Annotated in this window: 14 protein-coding genes and 1 pseudogene; 5 read left to right on the top strand and 10 right to left on the bottom strand. The window is 56.9% G+C overall.

Translation table 11 applies throughout. The features are described from left to right. Positions 1–5: 5 nt before the first annotated feature. Positions 6–1,871 carry an FAD/NAD(P)-binding protein gene (locus OKW35_RS14165; RefSeq protein WP_429552350.1) on the bottom strand — a complete coding sequence of 622 codons (1,866 nt, stop codon included), beginning with the start codon at positions 1,869–1,871 and terminating at the stop codon, positions 6–8. Positions 1,872–2,261: 390 nt separating this feature from the next. Between OKW35_RS14165 and OKW35_RS14160 the strand changes: the two genes are divergently transcribed. Beyond that, positions 2,262–3,170: a LysR family transcriptional regulator gene (locus OKW35_RS14160; RefSeq protein WP_429552349.1), complete on the top strand. Its 909-nt coding sequence runs from the start codon at positions 2,262–2,264 to the stop codon at positions 3,168–3,170. A gap of 47 nt (positions 3,171–3,217) precedes the next feature. On the opposite strand, the gene OKW35_RS14155 is transcribed toward OKW35_RS14160, so the two are convergent. From OKW35_RS14155 to OKW35_RS14145, 3 genes are all read right to left on the bottom strand, one after another. After that, the gene (locus OKW35_RS14155; RefSeq protein WP_429552348.1) at positions 3,218–4,078 is read right to left on the bottom strand and encodes a LysR substrate-binding domain-containing protein; all 861 of its coding nucleotides are present in this window, start codon (positions 4,076–4,078) and stop codon (positions 3,218–3,220) included. Positions 4,079–4,590: 512 nt separating this feature from the next. Continuing rightward, positions 4,591–5,919 carry a hypothetical protein gene (locus OKW35_RS14150; protein WP_429552347.1) on the bottom strand — a complete coding sequence of 443 codons (1,329 nt, stop codon included), beginning with the start codon at positions 5,917–5,919 and terminating at the stop codon, positions 4,591–4,593. A 25-nt stretch (positions 5,920–5,944) separates the two neighbouring features. Continuing rightward, positions 5,945–6,751 (bottom strand): alpha/beta fold hydrolase, encoded by an 807-nt coding sequence (locus tag OKW35_RS14145; protein WP_429552346.1) that lies wholly within the window; start codon positions 6,749–6,751, stop codon positions 5,945–5,947. Between the two features lie 184 nt (positions 6,752–6,935). On the opposite strand from OKW35_RS14145, the gene OKW35_RS14140 reads away from it, so the two are divergent. Then, on the top strand, positions 6,936–7,412 hold the full coding sequence (locus tag OKW35_RS14140) for a hypothetical protein (RefSeq protein WP_429552345.1): 477 nt from the start codon (positions 6,936–6,938) through the stop codon (positions 7,410–7,412). A gap of 24 nt (positions 7,413–7,436) precedes the next feature. Here the strand turns inward: OKW35_RS14140 and OKW35_RS14135 are convergent, their stop codons facing one another. Continuing rightward, entirely contained in the window at positions 7,437–9,236 is a 1,800-nt protein-coding gene (locus OKW35_RS14135) for an FAD/NAD(P)-binding protein (RefSeq protein WP_429552344.1), read from the bottom strand. A 401-nt stretch (positions 9,237–9,637) separates the two neighbouring features. On the opposite strand from OKW35_RS14135, the gene OKW35_RS14130 reads away from it, so the two are divergent. Then, complete coding sequence (locus tag OKW35_RS14130; RefSeq protein ID WP_429552343.1) at positions 9,638–10,294, top strand: tyrosine-type recombinase/integrase; 657 nt, start codon at positions 9,638–9,640, stop codon at positions 10,292–10,294. A gap of 109 nt (positions 10,295–10,403) precedes the next feature. Further along, positions 10,404–11,626, top strand: a protein-coding gene (locus OKW35_RS14125) for an IS3 family transposase (RefSeq protein ID WP_429552342.1) whose coding sequence is annotated in 2 segments (ribosomal slippage) — positions 10,404–10,737 and positions 10,737–11,626 — 1,224 coding nt in all. Because the reading frame shifts where the segments join, the coding sequence is not laid out codon by codon here. Between the two features lie 191 nt (positions 11,627–11,817). Here OKW35_RS14125 and OKW35_RS14120 read toward each other — a convergent pair. After that, positions 11,818–12,090, bottom strand: coding sequence for a MerR family DNA-binding protein (locus OKW35_RS14120; RefSeq protein WP_429552341.1), 273 nt, complete (start codon positions 12,088–12,090; stop codon positions 11,818–11,820). A 50-nt stretch (positions 12,091–12,140) separates the two neighbouring features. On the opposite strand from OKW35_RS14120, the pseudogene OKW35_RS14115 reads away from it, so the two are divergent. Next, positions 12,141–12,308, top strand: a pseudogene (locus tag OKW35_RS14115) (cation transporter); the annotation flags it as partial. 44 nt (positions 12,309–12,352) lie between these two features. On the opposite strand, the gene OKW35_RS14110 reads toward OKW35_RS14115, so the two are convergent. The 4 genes from OKW35_RS14110 to OKW35_RS14095 are packed head-to-tail and all read right to left on the bottom strand — an operon-like array spanning position 12,353 to position 15,989. Next, positions 12,353–13,225 (bottom strand): metal ABC transporter permease, encoded by an 873-nt coding sequence (locus OKW35_RS14110; protein WP_429552340.1) that lies wholly within the window; start codon positions 13,223–13,225, stop codon positions 12,353–12,355. Between the two features lie 2 nt (positions 13,226–13,227). Beyond that, the gene (locus OKW35_RS14105) at positions 13,228–14,139 is read right to left on the bottom strand and encodes a metal ABC transporter permease (RefSeq protein ID WP_429552339.1); all 912 of its coding nucleotides are present in this window, start codon (positions 14,137–14,139) and stop codon (positions 13,228–13,230) included. Between the two features lie 6 nt (positions 14,140–14,145). Then, positions 14,146–14,967 (bottom strand): metal ABC transporter ATP-binding protein, encoded by an 822-nt coding sequence (locus OKW35_RS14100; protein ID WP_429552780.1) that lies wholly within the window; start codon positions 14,965–14,967, stop codon positions 14,146–14,148. A 5-nt stretch (positions 14,968–14,972) separates the two neighbouring features. Next, entirely contained in the window at positions 14,973–15,989 is a 1,017-nt protein-coding gene (locus OKW35_RS14095; RefSeq protein ID WP_429552338.1) for a metal ABC transporter solute-binding protein, Zn/Mn family, read from the bottom strand. Between the last annotated feature and the right edge of the window lie 205 nt (positions 15,990–16,194).

Genomic DNA, 16,194 nt, shown 5'->3' with positions numbered 1-16,194 from the left:
CCCCGTTAAACCGCGGCGCAATCAAGCAGCTGGCCTACTTCGCTGCGCTGTGCGATGTCGCGTACCATCGTCACGATCGCCCCCCCCGCGTCTTGCAAGCCGCGAGAATTGGAGTACGGTCGAGGCAGCACGTACGTATAGAAATGCGCGCCCTCCACGACGTACCCTAACGCCCACAGATTCCGGATCACCTTGCCGTTGAGGTCGATCACGTTCACCGCGCCGTCCACATCGATTCCGCTCGGCTTGAAGTCGCCGTTTCTGAACGACCTGATCACGCCGGCCGCAAGCATATTTCTGATCAGTGGAGCTGGACTCAATTCAGGCTCGAACAGATCTACCTTGGCGCGAATCAGCACGTCAAATTCTTCGGTAACTGGTTCGGCGAATCGGTCGGTCGACAGCGTGAAGCGGCAGCGCGCTTTGTCATAGCCGATATCCGGCTTCGGACTGAAGAAGGACACCACTCCGGCGTCGACCAACGCCGCCATTTCCATGTTCCGCTCCTTGGGCGGGCCGCTCGCGACTCGATTGCTGATGGAACACCAGTACGACAGGAAGCGGCGATGTGACTCCGGCGTGAGACGGCCGTAGTCGACCGCGTGCCGAATGTTGTCGCGGATGTCGCGCAGAATGTCGGCCGCCGCCTTGCGCGGGTTGTTGACATTGCCGCCGAAGCAGTCCGCGATGTCGTCCTCTAGGTGCTGACGCACGTATTCGCGGTAGTCCTTCTGATCGGTAAAGGTGATATTGGCCATCGGCACCATCAGCGTATCGATCGCGGCGGCGATTTCCGGTTCGACCTGATATATGGCCGGATCGCCAAACTCTCCTTTCAGCGAACTCGAATATACATAAGCCATTTCCTTTTTAAGTGTCGGCCATAAATCTCGATCGAAATCGAGCTGTTCGCTGCCGCGCTCGCGCAGACTGTTTTGGCGACGCATATCCACGAAGTCTCGCGTGAAAAATTTCGCCTTATATTGACCGTAGGTGCCTTTCTGATTTATCGCGCGGCCGCCGGCAGGTAAGCCCTGACGAGAAAACACTGTGATTTTAGGTTCGCGTCCGCAGGGAATGTATTGATAGCGAGCGGACGATATTTTTTCGAATTTTCCGCCAACGCCGAGCGTCAATGCCGAAATAGCGTCCGTCGCGGTTAGTCCCGTTCCGCAAATTGCGACCTTCGCATGCGAACTAATCGAATTAAGCGACGTGATTGGATAGGGCATCCGGAAATACGCCAAGTGACTATTGCCGGTTTTACCCTTGTTGACCAGTTCGTCCATTTCTCTGTCGAATCTGTCCTTACCGCCGAGGCTATGCCCCATCGTCATGAATACATAGTCCGCACCGATTCGGAAGCCACCGTCCAGTTGGACTTCGATCCGGTCGTTGTCAAGCGGGACGATGTTCACCGCATCCCTGCGGTGATTGAAGACGGTGACATAATCCGGCAAGCCCTCGATCAGCTTGTCGTAGACCCACGTCAGGTACTTGCCCATCACGGCGCGCGGCAGATAGGTGTTCTCGTCGATGGGCTCGCCCACGTCAGAGATGACATAGCGGCCGTCGAGCTTCTTGTATCCCTGTTCCAGCACCCATTCCAACAACGAAGGTCCCGGGAGGATCGGACCTGAATCCATCACCGATTCGTCGCAGTACAACGTGACCTGCGCGGCGATGGTGTTCACCAGCAGATGCTCAGGCTGGGTCCATTCGTGAATACCTTGTCCGGGGGTCGACGGATCGATCAGGTGCAGGTCGATGCCGACCTTTATGTCCCGCTCGGAGAGCACCGCGTGCAATCTTTCGAGCAGAGTCAGCCCGCGCTGCCCCATACCGACGATGACGACACTAACGTTATTCATATATACATTCCTTAGGTTTATGGCTGGAGACGATTAAGTAAATAGAATCTCAAAAGAAGACACTCTGATGCGCACACCTTCCACCCGATCTCTGGCGGATGGCATATCCAAATAAGGATTGTTATGCGAGGACCGATTTTAATAACCTATCTTAATTTGATTAAAAATACCTCGCATTTACAGCGCACATATAAAATTGCGTCGCGGGATAAATCTTAACCACCTTTTCGAAAACTAATAATTAAATTTTTTGATTACCATTTCTTTTTTTAAGAATGAATTGATTGTTCTTGTCAAACAAAAGAAACTTCCGGTTCAAGGCAGTGATGTTCATCAAATGAAATTCTGGCTTTTTGGTAAAACGCGTTACAGAATACGAAGGCAGGGGAGATGGATCTTCGAGTGCTACAAATATTCAAGGCAGTGGTCGACGAGGGCGGCGTCTCGCGCGCCGCAGAGCGCTTACACTGCGTTCAGTCGAATGTCTCTACACGGATCAGGCAGTTGGAAGACACGCTGGATACGCGCCTGTTCGAGCGCGTCGGCAACCGTTTGACCGTGACGCCGCGCGGCGTCATGTTGCATAGCTACGCCGAACGCCTGCTGGAATTGGCAAATGAGGCGAAGCAGGCCGTCAGGGGATCCGGAACGATGCACGGAGAACTCCGTATCGGTGTCAATTCACCAACGGCTGCGGGCCCGCTTTCTCACGCGCTAGCGGATTTCCATCGTGACCATCGGGATGTTCAACTGCGCGTCGTGGCGGCCACGACGGACTGCATTGTGCGGGATGTGATCGCCCAAAAGCTTGATTTGGGTATCGTCGTGGGCCCCATCCGCCATGCCGAGCTTCTGCAAACGGAATTTTCCGACGACGAGCTTGTCTTGCTTACCGACATGACTGTCTTGGACGTTCGCTCCGCGCGTGACATGCGCAACATGACGGTGATCGGCTTGCGCAACGACCGCACATACCGGGAGCGAATGCTGCGCTGGATGGAGGAAGCCCACTTATCCGTATCGCGCTCACTCGAGCTCGATACGGCGCAAGCCGTAATGAGCTGCGTCAGCGCCGGGTTGGGCATTGCGATCATGCCGCACACGCTCGTAGAAAAGTGGGGATTCGCGAACCAAGTACGATGCCATCCGCTGCCAGAAAAGCTCTCGCACACAAAAACGGTGATGATCTGGCACAGAGGTAATCCTCACCATGCGTCACAACTGGCGGTCACAAGAAGGCTTCTCTCCCTTCGGGGATTCAAAAGTCCGCAGGCGGATTCGTTCATCACCGCCTGCTAGACATCGGAAGCGCAACTTCGAGGTTGGCCCTAGTGCATTCGAACGCCTTAGTCCCGGATGGACTGAACAAAGGCGTCTCGCGCAGCATGCTGGGCGATATCCTTAGGCCAGACAAACAGGGTGCGGACTCTCGTCACGTCGGACTCAATAGCGTGGGACTTTATGGCACCGGAGAGTTCCCAACGCTCAACCAACGATTTCGGCATCAACGAGATTCCCATTCCCGCGCTGGCGCAGGCGATGATCAGCTCGCTAGTACCCAGTTCCACCACATTGCCGGGCATGAAGCCCGCGTCGCCAAGCCAGCGCTCGTACCGCGCGCGGTACGAGCATCCGGCGCTAAGCGCCAGATAAGTCGATCCGCTGACATCCTCGACCGAGGTGATGTCGCTGCGGCTGTGATCCGTGACCAGTACCAGTTCTTCTTCGAAAGCGTCGTCCTGATCCAGGTCGTCCGAGGCGACCGGCGCCGGAACCAACGCGATATCTAGACGATGGCCGATGACAGCGCGAATCACGTGCTCGATGGGACTCGTCTCGATCGTCATGTCCACCTTCGGATAGCGCCTGTGAAAATCGGCGAGGATGGGCGGCAGACGGGCAGCAGCGATGATCTCTGTCGCCCCGATCCGAAGCTTGCCGGCGAGCTCTCCCCTGCTCTTGAGAATGGATTGCACTTCTTCGGCTAACTGAAGCATGCGATCTGCATATCCGAGTAGCAGCGATCCTTCATTCGAAATGACAAGTCGGCCGCTCAGGCGATAAAACAGTTGGATACCCAAGCGGCTTTCGAGCTGCTTAAGCCTTGTTGAAACATTGGATTGCACACAATTCAGCACTTTGGCAGCGCGAGCGATGCCGCCTTCCTCAGCTACCGCCTTGAATATTTTAAGTGACTGCAAATCCATCTCTGCTCAGTGTAGGAAATGTTTCGTGATTTTTGGGGAAGTGCGAACTTCCGTTGCGCACGATGTGGCGAATAGCGCGGCGCGAGATAGTAGCGCCCAATTTTCATCGCGACATCGCCAAGCACGTGAAGCCCTCCCTCGGCGCTGTAGGGGCAGAGCTTACTGTTCAGCCTGCCGTGCCTCGAAGCACGCTCGCACTAGACTGCTGTGGACCTTGCACAGCCGGTGCGCAAGTGGCGTGGCAAAAGTCCGAGCGAAGCGATGACGGGAGAAGATCATCCGTACGTGCTGACGCGACCCAGACTCGGTCAGCTGCGGCCTCGTTAAAGTTGATCGCCTGAGGTCGGAGACCTAAAATTTCCTCTCTATACTAAGTCATCCTCGAAATTCAAGAAGAGTTAGACAGTGTGTGTAATGCAACAACATGGCTTTTGAACTACGCCGAAAGATAATGTGGTTGAAACACGACTCTTCCCGGAGAAAAGTTACGAGCTGCGTCGGCTTCCGTTCCTCTAGCCATGCAAGCGAATGCTCTGTAGCGAAAGCAAATAAACGTAGGCGATCACCATGCTAAGCACGCAGAACTTCCAGTTCGAAACGTAGCTAGTCTCGCGGCTTGATGTTTGCAAACTTGTCGCCGCGAGGATCGCACAAATGGACACTGGCGAAAGAAGATTGGCCATTACGAACATCGACGTCCATGCCAGATACTGGATATAGGTCGGCCCTAGTACGCCAGCATCTGTTATAGGAAAGAAAATTCCGAACAGGATCATCGGGTGAACACCTGCGATAGTCACTGCGGGCAACACAAACACTAGCAAAACTCCGACAATGTAAGGATTGTGCAGCCATGCCTTGATTACCTCGGGCAGATAGGTACCGAGATCGAAATGTTGGATAGTAAAGATCAGCAGGCTGGAAGCCGCTAGCAGAAGTAACTCGGGCGCAATCCCGTCGAGACTTTTAGATCCTTCTTTCAGGATTGCTTGCGAGGTGTTACTTTTCGAAAATGCAAGCAATTCGACACAGTACCCAAACACCATGGCGAACGCGAAGGCGAACGTTAATTTATGGGTCACCGCATAGAAAATGCCACCGGACGCTGCGACCACGCCAGCGAAAATTATCGGCATGGATTTATTGAGCGCGAGCAATTTTCGTCCTGTCTCTTCGATTTCGAGTTGTGGCATCATCGCTCCCGCTGCGACGAAAAGCGTGAGCGGCATGCCGAACAGGAGCACCGCACCGCTATCAAGGTGGGGAATCGCTGCAGCGATCGAAGCAGAGGCTATGGTGGTCGGCAGGATGAACATCGACGCGCAGAGCGAGCGCATGGCGATACGAGAAATCCCGAGTCGATTTTTCACTTGCGGACCGCAAACAGCACCCATCATTGAGATCGCGCCCAAGCTCGCGAATAGCGTCAGGGCCATCGTCGCAAGCGAAATCCGAATCGAATTCAAGGGGTCACCCGCCTGTTTAATCAACTGGCTGCTGACCACAGCGGAAAGCCCCGAACGTGTCAGACTGTGTCGAAAGAAGGAGATGCCGATGAGCAGGCACATCACGGGCACGAAGCGCCCCATTGCGCCAAGGAGTTGCGGCGCATCGACTGAATTGGCGAGAAACGGAATGCAGATCGCGAATATCCCCACTGCATACCATAGCGTTTGCTTCTTGCGGCTCTCTTTCGACAGGCACAGGATTGCGATGAGAATACACCCGACTACGCCTAGCATCGAAGCTGGCTTCGGCATCGCTGCCGAATAGGACGTTACGGCAAGCAGCAGTATCGAACTGAGCATGAGCGCACCGATCTTCTGCCATCCATTCAACATACTTGTCTCCTATCGCCCGGCCAAATTAGATCGATTGCAGGAATTCGTTGAGAAGGTGCGGCTCCGTCACCATCACTTCATGCCGCGCGTTCAATTCCTTCCACGTCCAGCCGGGCTGGGTCCGGATGTCCTTCTTGAGCTTTGCGAGCGGAGCGAATGAGGTGGCAACGCAATCAACGTAAATGCGCGGCACGCCGTTGCCGAGCGGATTGTTGATAACGAACTTCTCCATGTACGGGCCAACCGGATGCGGTGTCAGCCGAGGGCCAACCCAAGCCCTTTGTTCGTCGGTAGCGAATTCATAGCTACTGAGTGGCGGTGGCGGAATCGCAATGCCCATACCTTTTCTTTCGACTTGCTCCAGCCGCTTCTTCGTGATCTCCGCGGGTTGTGCATCGAACGCGGAGGTGCCATTTGGAACGACAAGCCCGTCCAGATAGACAAGCTTGTTGAGCGTATGTGGAATGCGATCGGCCACACCACTAATGATCAAGCCGGAAAAGCCGCTGCCTACCAGAATCACATCGCTCAGTCCTTCAAACTGGATGTGGTTGGTGATGCCCGTGATGTGTGTCGTGAGGTCGATGTCCTTCGATAGCAGATGCTTGGCTTCGCCCACGCCAGGGCAGGTCGGCGTGGACACATAGTGCCCTGCCGCGCGCAGATCGGTCGCGACCCTTTTCCAACACCAGCCGCCGTACCATGCGCCGTGCACGAGGACGAAAGTCTTGGATTTGGATGTCGTTGGCTTGTCCTGTGCAGATGCCTGTTTTGCCGCAAACGCGCCTACGGCAATCCCCAACGCGGTTTTGTTGAAATTGCGTCGATTCATCTCAATATCCTTTTTTACAGCCGCACGATTCAACGGGCGGCCAGTTCCCCTCGTCCCAAGAGGTCGTCTACCATCGCGACAACGGTGCGTACCGCATTTTTGCAAGCCGCACGAATTGGAACAATGAACGGGGCCGGTCGTGGCTACGAGACGATCCGATTGCTAGTTCGACAGTGCCATCTTGATGGCTCTCCTTCGTTCGTGCCCAGCGCTGCGCAACGTTATTGCCGATCGGTTCCGCAACTATCCGGCCGGGAAAGTGGGGATCCTTGAACTGGCGAACGTAAAGCTCGTTTTTGTCAAAATGACCATCCGCGTCAACAACGAGACCGAGAATAGCCCTGAACCGACGCGCAACCGCGAGAGTCGCCTTCGTTACCCGAAACGCACCGAGCTATTCCTCTCGTGCACTGAACCGAACCAGCAGCACCTCGCGCTCAAGGGGGCAACACCGCATGCATCGCTCCATCGAGGACAACTCGCTACTCCCTTTGGCACTTCGTTTGAAATTCCCAAGCCTCCCCAACTCCACCCACCGGACTCTGAGCCACCTATGGCGCCCGAGAGCGCCTACTCGCCGCGGTTCAAGCAGGCAGTGCCGCTGCTGTGCCCGTTTGACCCACCAGAATCAATCGTTTACGCCGAGCACCTATCGGTCTAACCTCTACCGGCAAATCGATTGAATTCATGAAGTGTCGTTTGAAAGCTCGAATTCACGTGCGGGTTCGGGTTTGCGCATTGCAGCCAACATCTCTAGGACCGCACGACCGGCGTCATGAATGAAGCGCGAACTGACCATCGGGCGCGGCAAAATATATGTATAGAAGTTCGCTCCCTCAGCGAGATTGCCGAGCGCCCACATGTTGGGTGCCAATACGCCTTCTGCATTTCGAGGATGGTTGTTCGAGTCGACGTCAATACCACCGGCCCCAAATTCTCCATTAAAAAATGGTCGGACCAAGCCATCATCTTGCAAAGCGAGAAGTAAGGGGGAGTTATCGTATGCAAGGGAAATCGGCTCGATGCGAGCATCCACGACTACATCTACTTTCGCAACGTGAACCTGTGCAGCAAATTGAGTCTTCACTAGAAAGCAGCCGTCGCTATCTGAACGCTCCATGGTTGCACCTGGCCCGCCCGCGAGCTTTAGGACACCGGCATCGATCAATGCGAGCCACTCTTCGACTCGTTCCTTCGGGGGGCCAACAGCAATCCGATTCATCGCCGGCACGAATTGCTCAAAGAATTCACGGTGAGATTCAGCGGTCAATCCTCGCTGCTCGATGGCATATCGGAGATTATCGCGTACATCCCGGATAACGTCGGTGGCGGCTTTTATTGGGTCGTCGACGTTTCCGCGATTTGCCTGCTGTAAATCGGCCTGCATCAGCCCGACGATATATGTTTGATATGTAGCGATATCGGAAAACTGCCGGTCGTCGTTCGGACAAAGCAAGCGGTAGACGAGTTCTTTCTCTTCGGTGGTAGGCCCATCTATGAACAGTGACGCTGTATTGATAGACTGCGCCCGACGCATTGCAAGGCACATTTCACTGATTAGGAGAGGCAGCAGATCTTGGCGGAAATTGAGCTGGTACCGTCCGCGCCTAGCGCGTGCGAGGTCAATTGCGTCGCGTGTAAGGAAAGCGGCTTTGTGCTGTCCAGCTACACCCTTTTGATTGATCGCGCGAGCTGAAAACGGAATTGACTGGCGCGAAAAAATGTAGAGCGACGGTTCTCGTCCGCTAACGGCGTAGCGCAGCTCTCCGTGTTTAGTTCGGAAGAATATCCCGCCACGACCTGCAGTAAGTGCTGCAACAACGTCATTGGCACTAAGACCGATTCCGCGGATGCCCACGCGGACATCCGATGGAATCCCATCCAATATGGACAGCGGATAGCAACGAGGAATGTACCGTGCGGAAGGGTTCTTATACGCCATCGATGAAACCCAACGCTGGATTTCCTCCTCCTCCTCATTTAGCCGATTACTTCCGTGACCGGTGCATAGGAACAGAAAGTCTGCATGGATTTTCTCACCATTGTCCAAGCTGACACAATACGACCCATCGTCGTTCCGGCTCACACGGCTAGCACTGGTCTTGTGTTCGTGGAGAGGTATGGATGCAGACAGGAGATCGACGAAATATCGATAAGCGAAACGCAGATATTTCCCCAACGTCGCGCGTGGAAGATAAATATTGGAATCAACGTTTGCCCACTGCGCAAGACTTGGGCCGAACACCACTGGGCCCGCGTCCGCAACCGTCGGATCGGCGAAAACCGTGATTTGCCCGGCGACCGTATTGACCAAGAGATAGTCGGGTTGGGCTGTCTCGTGAACCCCCTGTCCTTCGCCTACAGCATCGATTAGATGAATTGATAATTCCTCCGGTAGCGAGCCAGAAATGCAATGGGCGTGGAGTCGTTCAAGGACTCCAAGCCCGCGAGGCCCTACTCCGATAACTACAACAGACTTTTTCATTATTTTCTAAAATTTTAATGGACTGCGAAACTTCGCCTGCTTTTCCAAATCTTCGATCTGTTTCGAGGTGTGCGCAACATTTCGATGCCAGCTTGAGATTTACTGCCACAATCACGCCTTCAAAAAAGCGAGCACATCGATATAAATGAACTATCGATTTGACTATCGATTTGCATCTCAAAAACCTATCTGGATAGACAGTTGTTTTGAGATATACAACGTGGTATTTAGGATGCTGCAAGAGGTTCTTCGTAGTGAAAACTACGGCTTTGTCAATTTGAAGGCAGCGCGGCTACATGGGGTTGTCTCAAAAATCGGAAAACTGCGTACGCTAAAGCGTTCGCGCACTGCGTTGTCGAAGACATTGTCACGTTGCCGAGGTGGTCGCGTAAAATCGGAAGATGAAGAATGCGAATTCGCTATATCATGGCCATCGGTACTGTCGGGATCGCCGTCATCTTCGCCCATCGAGCATTCGCGTGCGGATGCGGGAGATCGTGATATTTGCGGACTTCCTCGGTTCAAGGAACATCACGTCTTTTGATCAGATACAGCCGGCCGATCTCTGCGCATTCGTGACCTCGCAACATCGCCAGGCTGCGAAGTCAGTTTCGCGAATCGTTTCCGATGTGCGTGGTTTTCCGCAGTTTCTTCTGCTGCGAGGAATTCTGCAGCGGGATCTCAGCCATGTATTGCCGGCGGTCCATGTTCCCCGCGATTCGTCTGTTCCATCGGTCTGGGACCCGGAACTCCTGGTCAGGCTGCTCGAAGTCGTTGATCGCACCTCGCCTAAAGGCAAACGCGATTACGCGATCCTTCTGCTGGCCTGTCGCCTCGGATTGCGAGTGAGTGACATTCGGACACTATCTATCGACGATCTGAAGTGGGACACGGCTACGATAGAGGTTAAGCAGTCGAAGACGCTTGCACCTCTTTGTTTGCCATTAACGGAAGAAGTTGGCGAAGCGCTGATTGACTATCTGAGATCGGGTCGTCCTCAATCGGATCGTCGAGAAGTGTTCCTCACATTGAATGCGCCTTTCCCTACCTTTCTGTGAGACCGCTAACCTGTATCACATCGTCGAGTATTGTGGGCCGGCCCCCGCAAAAACCGGACATGTGGCAACGCTTAAATTATGAGGTAGTCTTCCGCCCATGTTTAAGCCTATGTCTAATGTGGAACCCGTCGAGGTTCTGACCCAGCCTGAGCAGCGCCGCCGGCGCTCTGTTGAAGAGAAGCTCGTGATAGTGCGCGAGACCTTCGAGCCCGGAGCAACCGTTTCCGGAGTTGCGCGTCGTCATCAGGTGAATGCAAACCAGGTGTTCGGCTGGCGCAAGCTCTATCAGGACGGAAGCCTGTCAGCAGTCAGTGCCGGCGAGCAGGTGGTGCCGGCATCCGACCTGGCCGAAGCGATGAAGCAGATTCGTGAACTCCAGCGACTGCTGGGCAAGAAGACGATGGAAGTGGAAATCCTCCGCGAAGCAGTGGCGTACGGCCGGGCAAAAAAATTGATTGCGCGCTCACCATTGCTGCCGGGGGACGACCGATGAAGACGGTCTGTGAAGTCCTGGGTGTGTCGCGCTCTAATCTCGCGGTGAAATCAAAGCGCGACGCTGAATGGGTCGACAAGCGCAAGACGCCGGCCCGTGACGACATGCCGCTCGTTGCGGAGCTCCAGGGGCTGATTGCTGATTTGCCCACTTACGGCTACCGGCGCGCCTGGGCCCTCCTACGGCGAAACCGGGACGCACAGGGGCAGCCTCGCGTTAATGCAAAACGGGTTTATCGGGTCATGCATACCCACGGCCTGCTGCTCGAGCGCCGCGCTCGACATCCCGAATCCACGCGCCGGCACGATGGCAGGGTCGCGGTGGACCGGAGCAATGCGCGCTGGTGCTCGGACGGCTTCGAATTCCGTTGTGGTGACGGCTCGCCGCTGCGCGTCATCTTTGCGCTGGACTGTTGCGACCGGGAGGTTATGAGCTGGGCTGCGACCACTGGAGGCTATACCGGAGACATGGTGCGTGATGTCATGCTTCAGGCTGTAGAAAGCCGTTTCGATGGTGCGCTGAAAACCGACAGCGAAATCGAGTGGCTCAGCGACAACGGTTCCTGCTACATTGCCGGGGAGACGCTGGCGTTCTCAAAAAACGTGGGCCTGAAAGCCATCACGACGCCGGTCAGAAGTCCGCAGAGCAACGGGATGGCCGAAAGCTTCGTCAAAACGATAAAGAGAGACTACGTCTCGTGGATGCCGAAGCCGGACGCGGGAACGGCGTTGCAGAATCTGGCCATCGCGTTTGACCATTACAACGAGTTGCATCCGCACAGCGCCCTGAAATACCGCTCACCACGCGAGTTTCGCCAGCGAGCAAATTCACCAACCTAAGCGTGACCGCATGTCCGCTCATGCAGGGGCAAGTCCACGTTGTCGGACCCGCTCCTCTCGGTAGCTTCCCATCGCAATCGGCCAGCGTTGCGAGGAAATCGTGTACGCGGTCATTTGCGGAGCTTCAAACAGCAATCGTTTGGCAGTCGGGTTGTGGATACATCGTCGCTGCGCGAAGGATCTGGGTTGAATCACCCGGCGGGCGACAGCGACTCGACGATCCGGCACTCCGCTATCGTGCTGCAGCTGCACTGATCAATCAGGCTGTCGAGTTCCGCTTTCAGCGCCTGCAGGTCGAGAATCTTCCGTTCAATTTCGGCGCGGCGCGCGGACGCAATTGCGTCGATCGCGCCGCACGGCTGCGTGCGGTCGTCGGCAAGTTCGAGCAGTTCGCGCACCTGGTCAAGCGAAAAACCGAGGTCTCGCGCGGGCGAGCTGGCCGATCGAAAGCGTGGCGGATTCATCCATCTACTTGACCTTTGTAGTAGCTACAGCGTCTATCGTAGTCACCGTGATGAAACGTGTCGAGGTCGAAACGGTGAACTCTTCTCTGCCGCTGAAACTGCGCATCGGGGGCACGGACTGCGCGTCTTGTGCATTGAAGATCGAGAACGCGATGAAGCGGCTGCCAGTCGTGTCCGACATCAACGTTAGCTACGGCCAGGAAAGCCTGACCCTCACATTCGACGAGGACCGCACGTCGCTTGCCGCGATTGAGGCCAAGTCTCATGCGCTCGGCTTCACGCCGGTTGGCGGTCCCGTCAGTGAGCCGATTGGTGCCTCCGAGGCCGGCCGTTCGTCGTGGTGGCGCGCGAAGGCTCGTGCCCGGGTCCACACCTGCCCCACTCCGTAACAGGCGGCCCCAAGCATGCCAACGAAGAAACCGACTGGCCAGTTGGAGACATAGGAGAGGGCGATCGATGTCCACACCGTGACGAGCGAAATTCCAACCGACACGCATATCGCAAGAATCGGCCGGTCAGTCAGCGAGCGGGCCGCAGCCGCGGGTCCAATCATCAGGCTGAACACTAGCAGCGCGCCCACTACCGGGAGCGCCATTGCCGTCGCAAGCGCCAGGATGCTCATGAACGCAAGTTCCATCGCGCGGCTCGATACGCCTCTCGCCTTCGCCAGATCGGGCGATACCGAACTGAGCAGGAGTGGCCGGAAGAGCACAACCCCAACCGCAATCGAGAACCCGCTGATCGCGGCAACCGGCGCGAGATCGGTGTTGCTCACGCCCAGTACTTCGCCGAAGAGAAGGGCATAGACCGCTTGTGAATACTCGCTCGTCATGCTCAGGAACAGCGCCCCGAAGCCTAGCAGCGTGACGAGGCACAGGGCGGTTGCGACTTCGTGTCTTCCGCGCCGGCTCAGCCAACTGATTCCGATCACGCCGAGACCAGCGAAGACGATCAGGCCGAAGAGCGGATTGATACCGAGCAGGCTTGCCGCTGCAGCACCCGGAAAGGTGCCGAGCGGCAAGGCGTGCGCGGCGAACGAGGCGCCTCGAATCACCACGAAGAAACCGATGAATCCGGCGACCGCTGCCACGATGCTCGCCACGATCCACGTGTTGGTCATGAAGCTGGAGAACATGGTCAGGCCTCACCCGGTTCACGGGCGTTCAGGGCGATCCGCGCGCCCGTTGGGGGCTTCCGTGCAGGTCCGGCGCGACCTGTGATGACATACAGGGCGAAGATAAGCGTCACCACGAAGAAGCTCACTGGCCAGCCGTGCCCGGGGGTCCAGTAGTAGCTGTCGTACGCGAGGAGGATGCCACCCCAGGTCGTGCCCAGGCCGATTAACGCGGACAGACCCGTGGCCCAGCCTGGCCGCTTTGCCACCCTCAAGGCGATCGCCGCCGGACCTATCAGGAGTGCGGTCGACAGGATGGCGCCGACCGTAATAGCTGATAGGGAAACGGCCAGCGCCAATACCAGCAGGTGCAGGAGTCCGACCGTCCGTACCCGCACGCCCATGACCGCAGCCAGCTCTGGGTCAACGGAGCTGAGCAGCAAGGGACGATAAAGCACGCCCGCGGCAATCAACGCCCCCGTGCCCACCGCCAGTGCGAGCGGAATGATCGATGCCGGAATGGCGAACATTGATCCGAACATGACGGTGATCGCCGCTCCAGTCGTGCTTTTCGATGTCACGTCGAGGTAAAGAAACAGCGCGGCAAGGCCAAGCCCCGCGCCCAGCACGACGCCGGTCACAAGATCGCGCTCACGGGCGCGGCGCACCCGCACCAGTTCGATGCCGCCCGCTGCCATGACCGCCATGACGAGAAATCCCAGCAACGGGTTGATGCCGAGCAGGAACGACGCAGCACCGCCCGCGCTGCTCACATCGGCCAGCGCGTGGCCGGCGAAGGACTGGCTCCTCATGACGGTGAATACGCCAATTACGCCGGACACGACTGCGGCGCCGCCGCCGACTACCATCGCGGTATGCACCGGTTCGCTGCTAAAGAAGCCCGGTTCAAAGATGAGGGTGAGCAGGGAATCCATCTTGAATCAGGGAACCTGCACAATGTGGGCGGGGTCTCGCCGAACGGCGGCAAGCATTTCGGCCTCGGTGCCGGCGGCAATCACCAGCACGCGGCCGTGCACGCGGACGACATCGATGTGATAGCCGTACAGTCTGCTCAGGACCTCGGTACGCACCACTTCGTCCGTCGCCCCGCTCGCTGCGCGGCCATTGGCGAGGTAGACGATCCGGTCCATCACCGGCAGCAAGGGATTCATGTCATGCGCCGAAAGCAGGACCGCAAGCCCGTGCTCGACGCTCAGGCGGCGCAACAGCGCGACAATTTCGGCGACGCTGCGCATGTCGAGGTTGGCCAGAGGTTCGTCCAGCAACAGCAGCCGCGGACGGCGAACCAGAGCGTGTGCGATCAGTACCCGCTGCTGCTGGCCTCCGGACAGTTCCCCGATGCGCTGGTCCGCGAAAGGCTCTGCATCCACGGCTTTGAGCATCCCGTCGACCGCCTCGCGGCGTTGTTTCGACGGTAACGGCAAGCCGAGCCTGTGGCCCTCGAGGCCGAGCGACACCAGATCCCGCGCACGCATCGGGAGGTAGGGGTCGAGCGCGATCTTCTGCGGGACGTAACCCACCGAGGTCAGGCTGCGCGCACCATTGATCCTGATGCTACCTGCACTCGCTACCTGGAAGCCGAGGATCGTACGCAGCAGCGTGGTCTTGCCCGAACCGTTCGAACCGATAAGGCCGCAGAACTCTCCCGCTTCCAGACTGAAACTCACCTCATGTAGCACGCTGTGCCCCGGGAAAGAAACGCTCACCCGGTCGACCGCAAGGACCTCGTTGCCAGGGCACATGCCGCTCACTGCACAGCCTGCAAGGTTTCAGTGGACACTTTGGAAGTCACTGCCTTTTCCAGCGCATTGACTTCCGCCAGCATCCACGACTGGTAAGTAAAGCCGGGGGTTGGCATGGTCTCGTAGACGCCGACCACCGGAATACCATTTTTCCTGGCCAGATTGAGGAACGACTGTGTGAGCGCATCCGTGACCTGCTGGTTGTAGACGAACACCTTGACCTTGTGGTCCGTGAACAGGCTGTTCTGTTTCGTCACGTCCTGCGGAGAGGGATCGGTGCCGTTCATGATCGCCGCCTGCAGGCTGAAGGGTGTGGCGATATCGGTGCGGACCGCTTCGAGCATGTAGTTGGCGACCGGCTCCGTCACCGCGACAGGCGTTTTCGCGTAGTGCGCCTTGAACGATGCAATTGCAGCCAGCCAGGGCTTGAGTGATGCGTCGAACTTCTTCACGTTGGCTTGAAAGTAGGCTGCCTGCGCAGGGTTCAATGCGGAAAGGTCCGCTGCCACTGCCTTCGCAACCGCCGGCATGGTTTTCGGGTCGTACCAGAGATGCGGGTTCGGCGTGCTGTCGGGCAGGCCGAGCAGGTGTTGGGCGTCAATGACCTTGCGTTTGTTGTTGGGCGCGGCTGCGATGATCTTGTCGGCCCAGGCGTCGTATCCCACGCCGTTCTTGACGATCAGATCGGCGGAAGCAAGCTGCGCTGCCACCTTCGGGTTGACCTCGAACGTGTGTGGATCCGTATTGGGATCCGTTTCGATCGCGCTCACCTGAACGTACTTGCCGCCGATCTGGGCGATGACGTCGGCGTACTCGTTTTCGACACCGATGGCGTTGATTACGCCAGCCGCTGCTGATGCCGCCATGGCGCTTCCCTGATGCACGGCAAGCAGTACCAATGCAGCCGAAAGGCTACCGATGGGCTTTAGTGCGGCGCGCCAAACAAACCGGTCTGGCTGTCCTGAACTCCAGGATGCGCGGTGCTGAACGGAGTTGCAAAGCCTGGCGGCGATTTTTTTCATTGGCGTTCCTGGCACGAAAAATAACAATCCGATAGGATTAGGTACGTTATAACATAACATATGTGGTGTCCAGCGTTCCCGGCAGACAGACTGGCCGTCCCGGACCGTGGCATCAGCGAAGCGGGCTGTCACCGCATGGGGGCATCTCGACCGTAACCATTTGTTCAGCGCCCGGGCACCTCGACGGGCGAACATGCTTGAGCGC

The organism is Paraburkholderia sp. MM5477-R1 (assembly GCF_050436385.1).
Classification (GTDB): domain Bacteria; phylum Pseudomonadota; class Gammaproteobacteria; order Burkholderiales; family Burkholderiaceae; genus Paraburkholderia; species Paraburkholderia tuberum.
The sequence above is the reverse complement of the archived record's forward strand: the minus strand, read 5'-3'. Positions and strand labels throughout refer to the sequence as shown.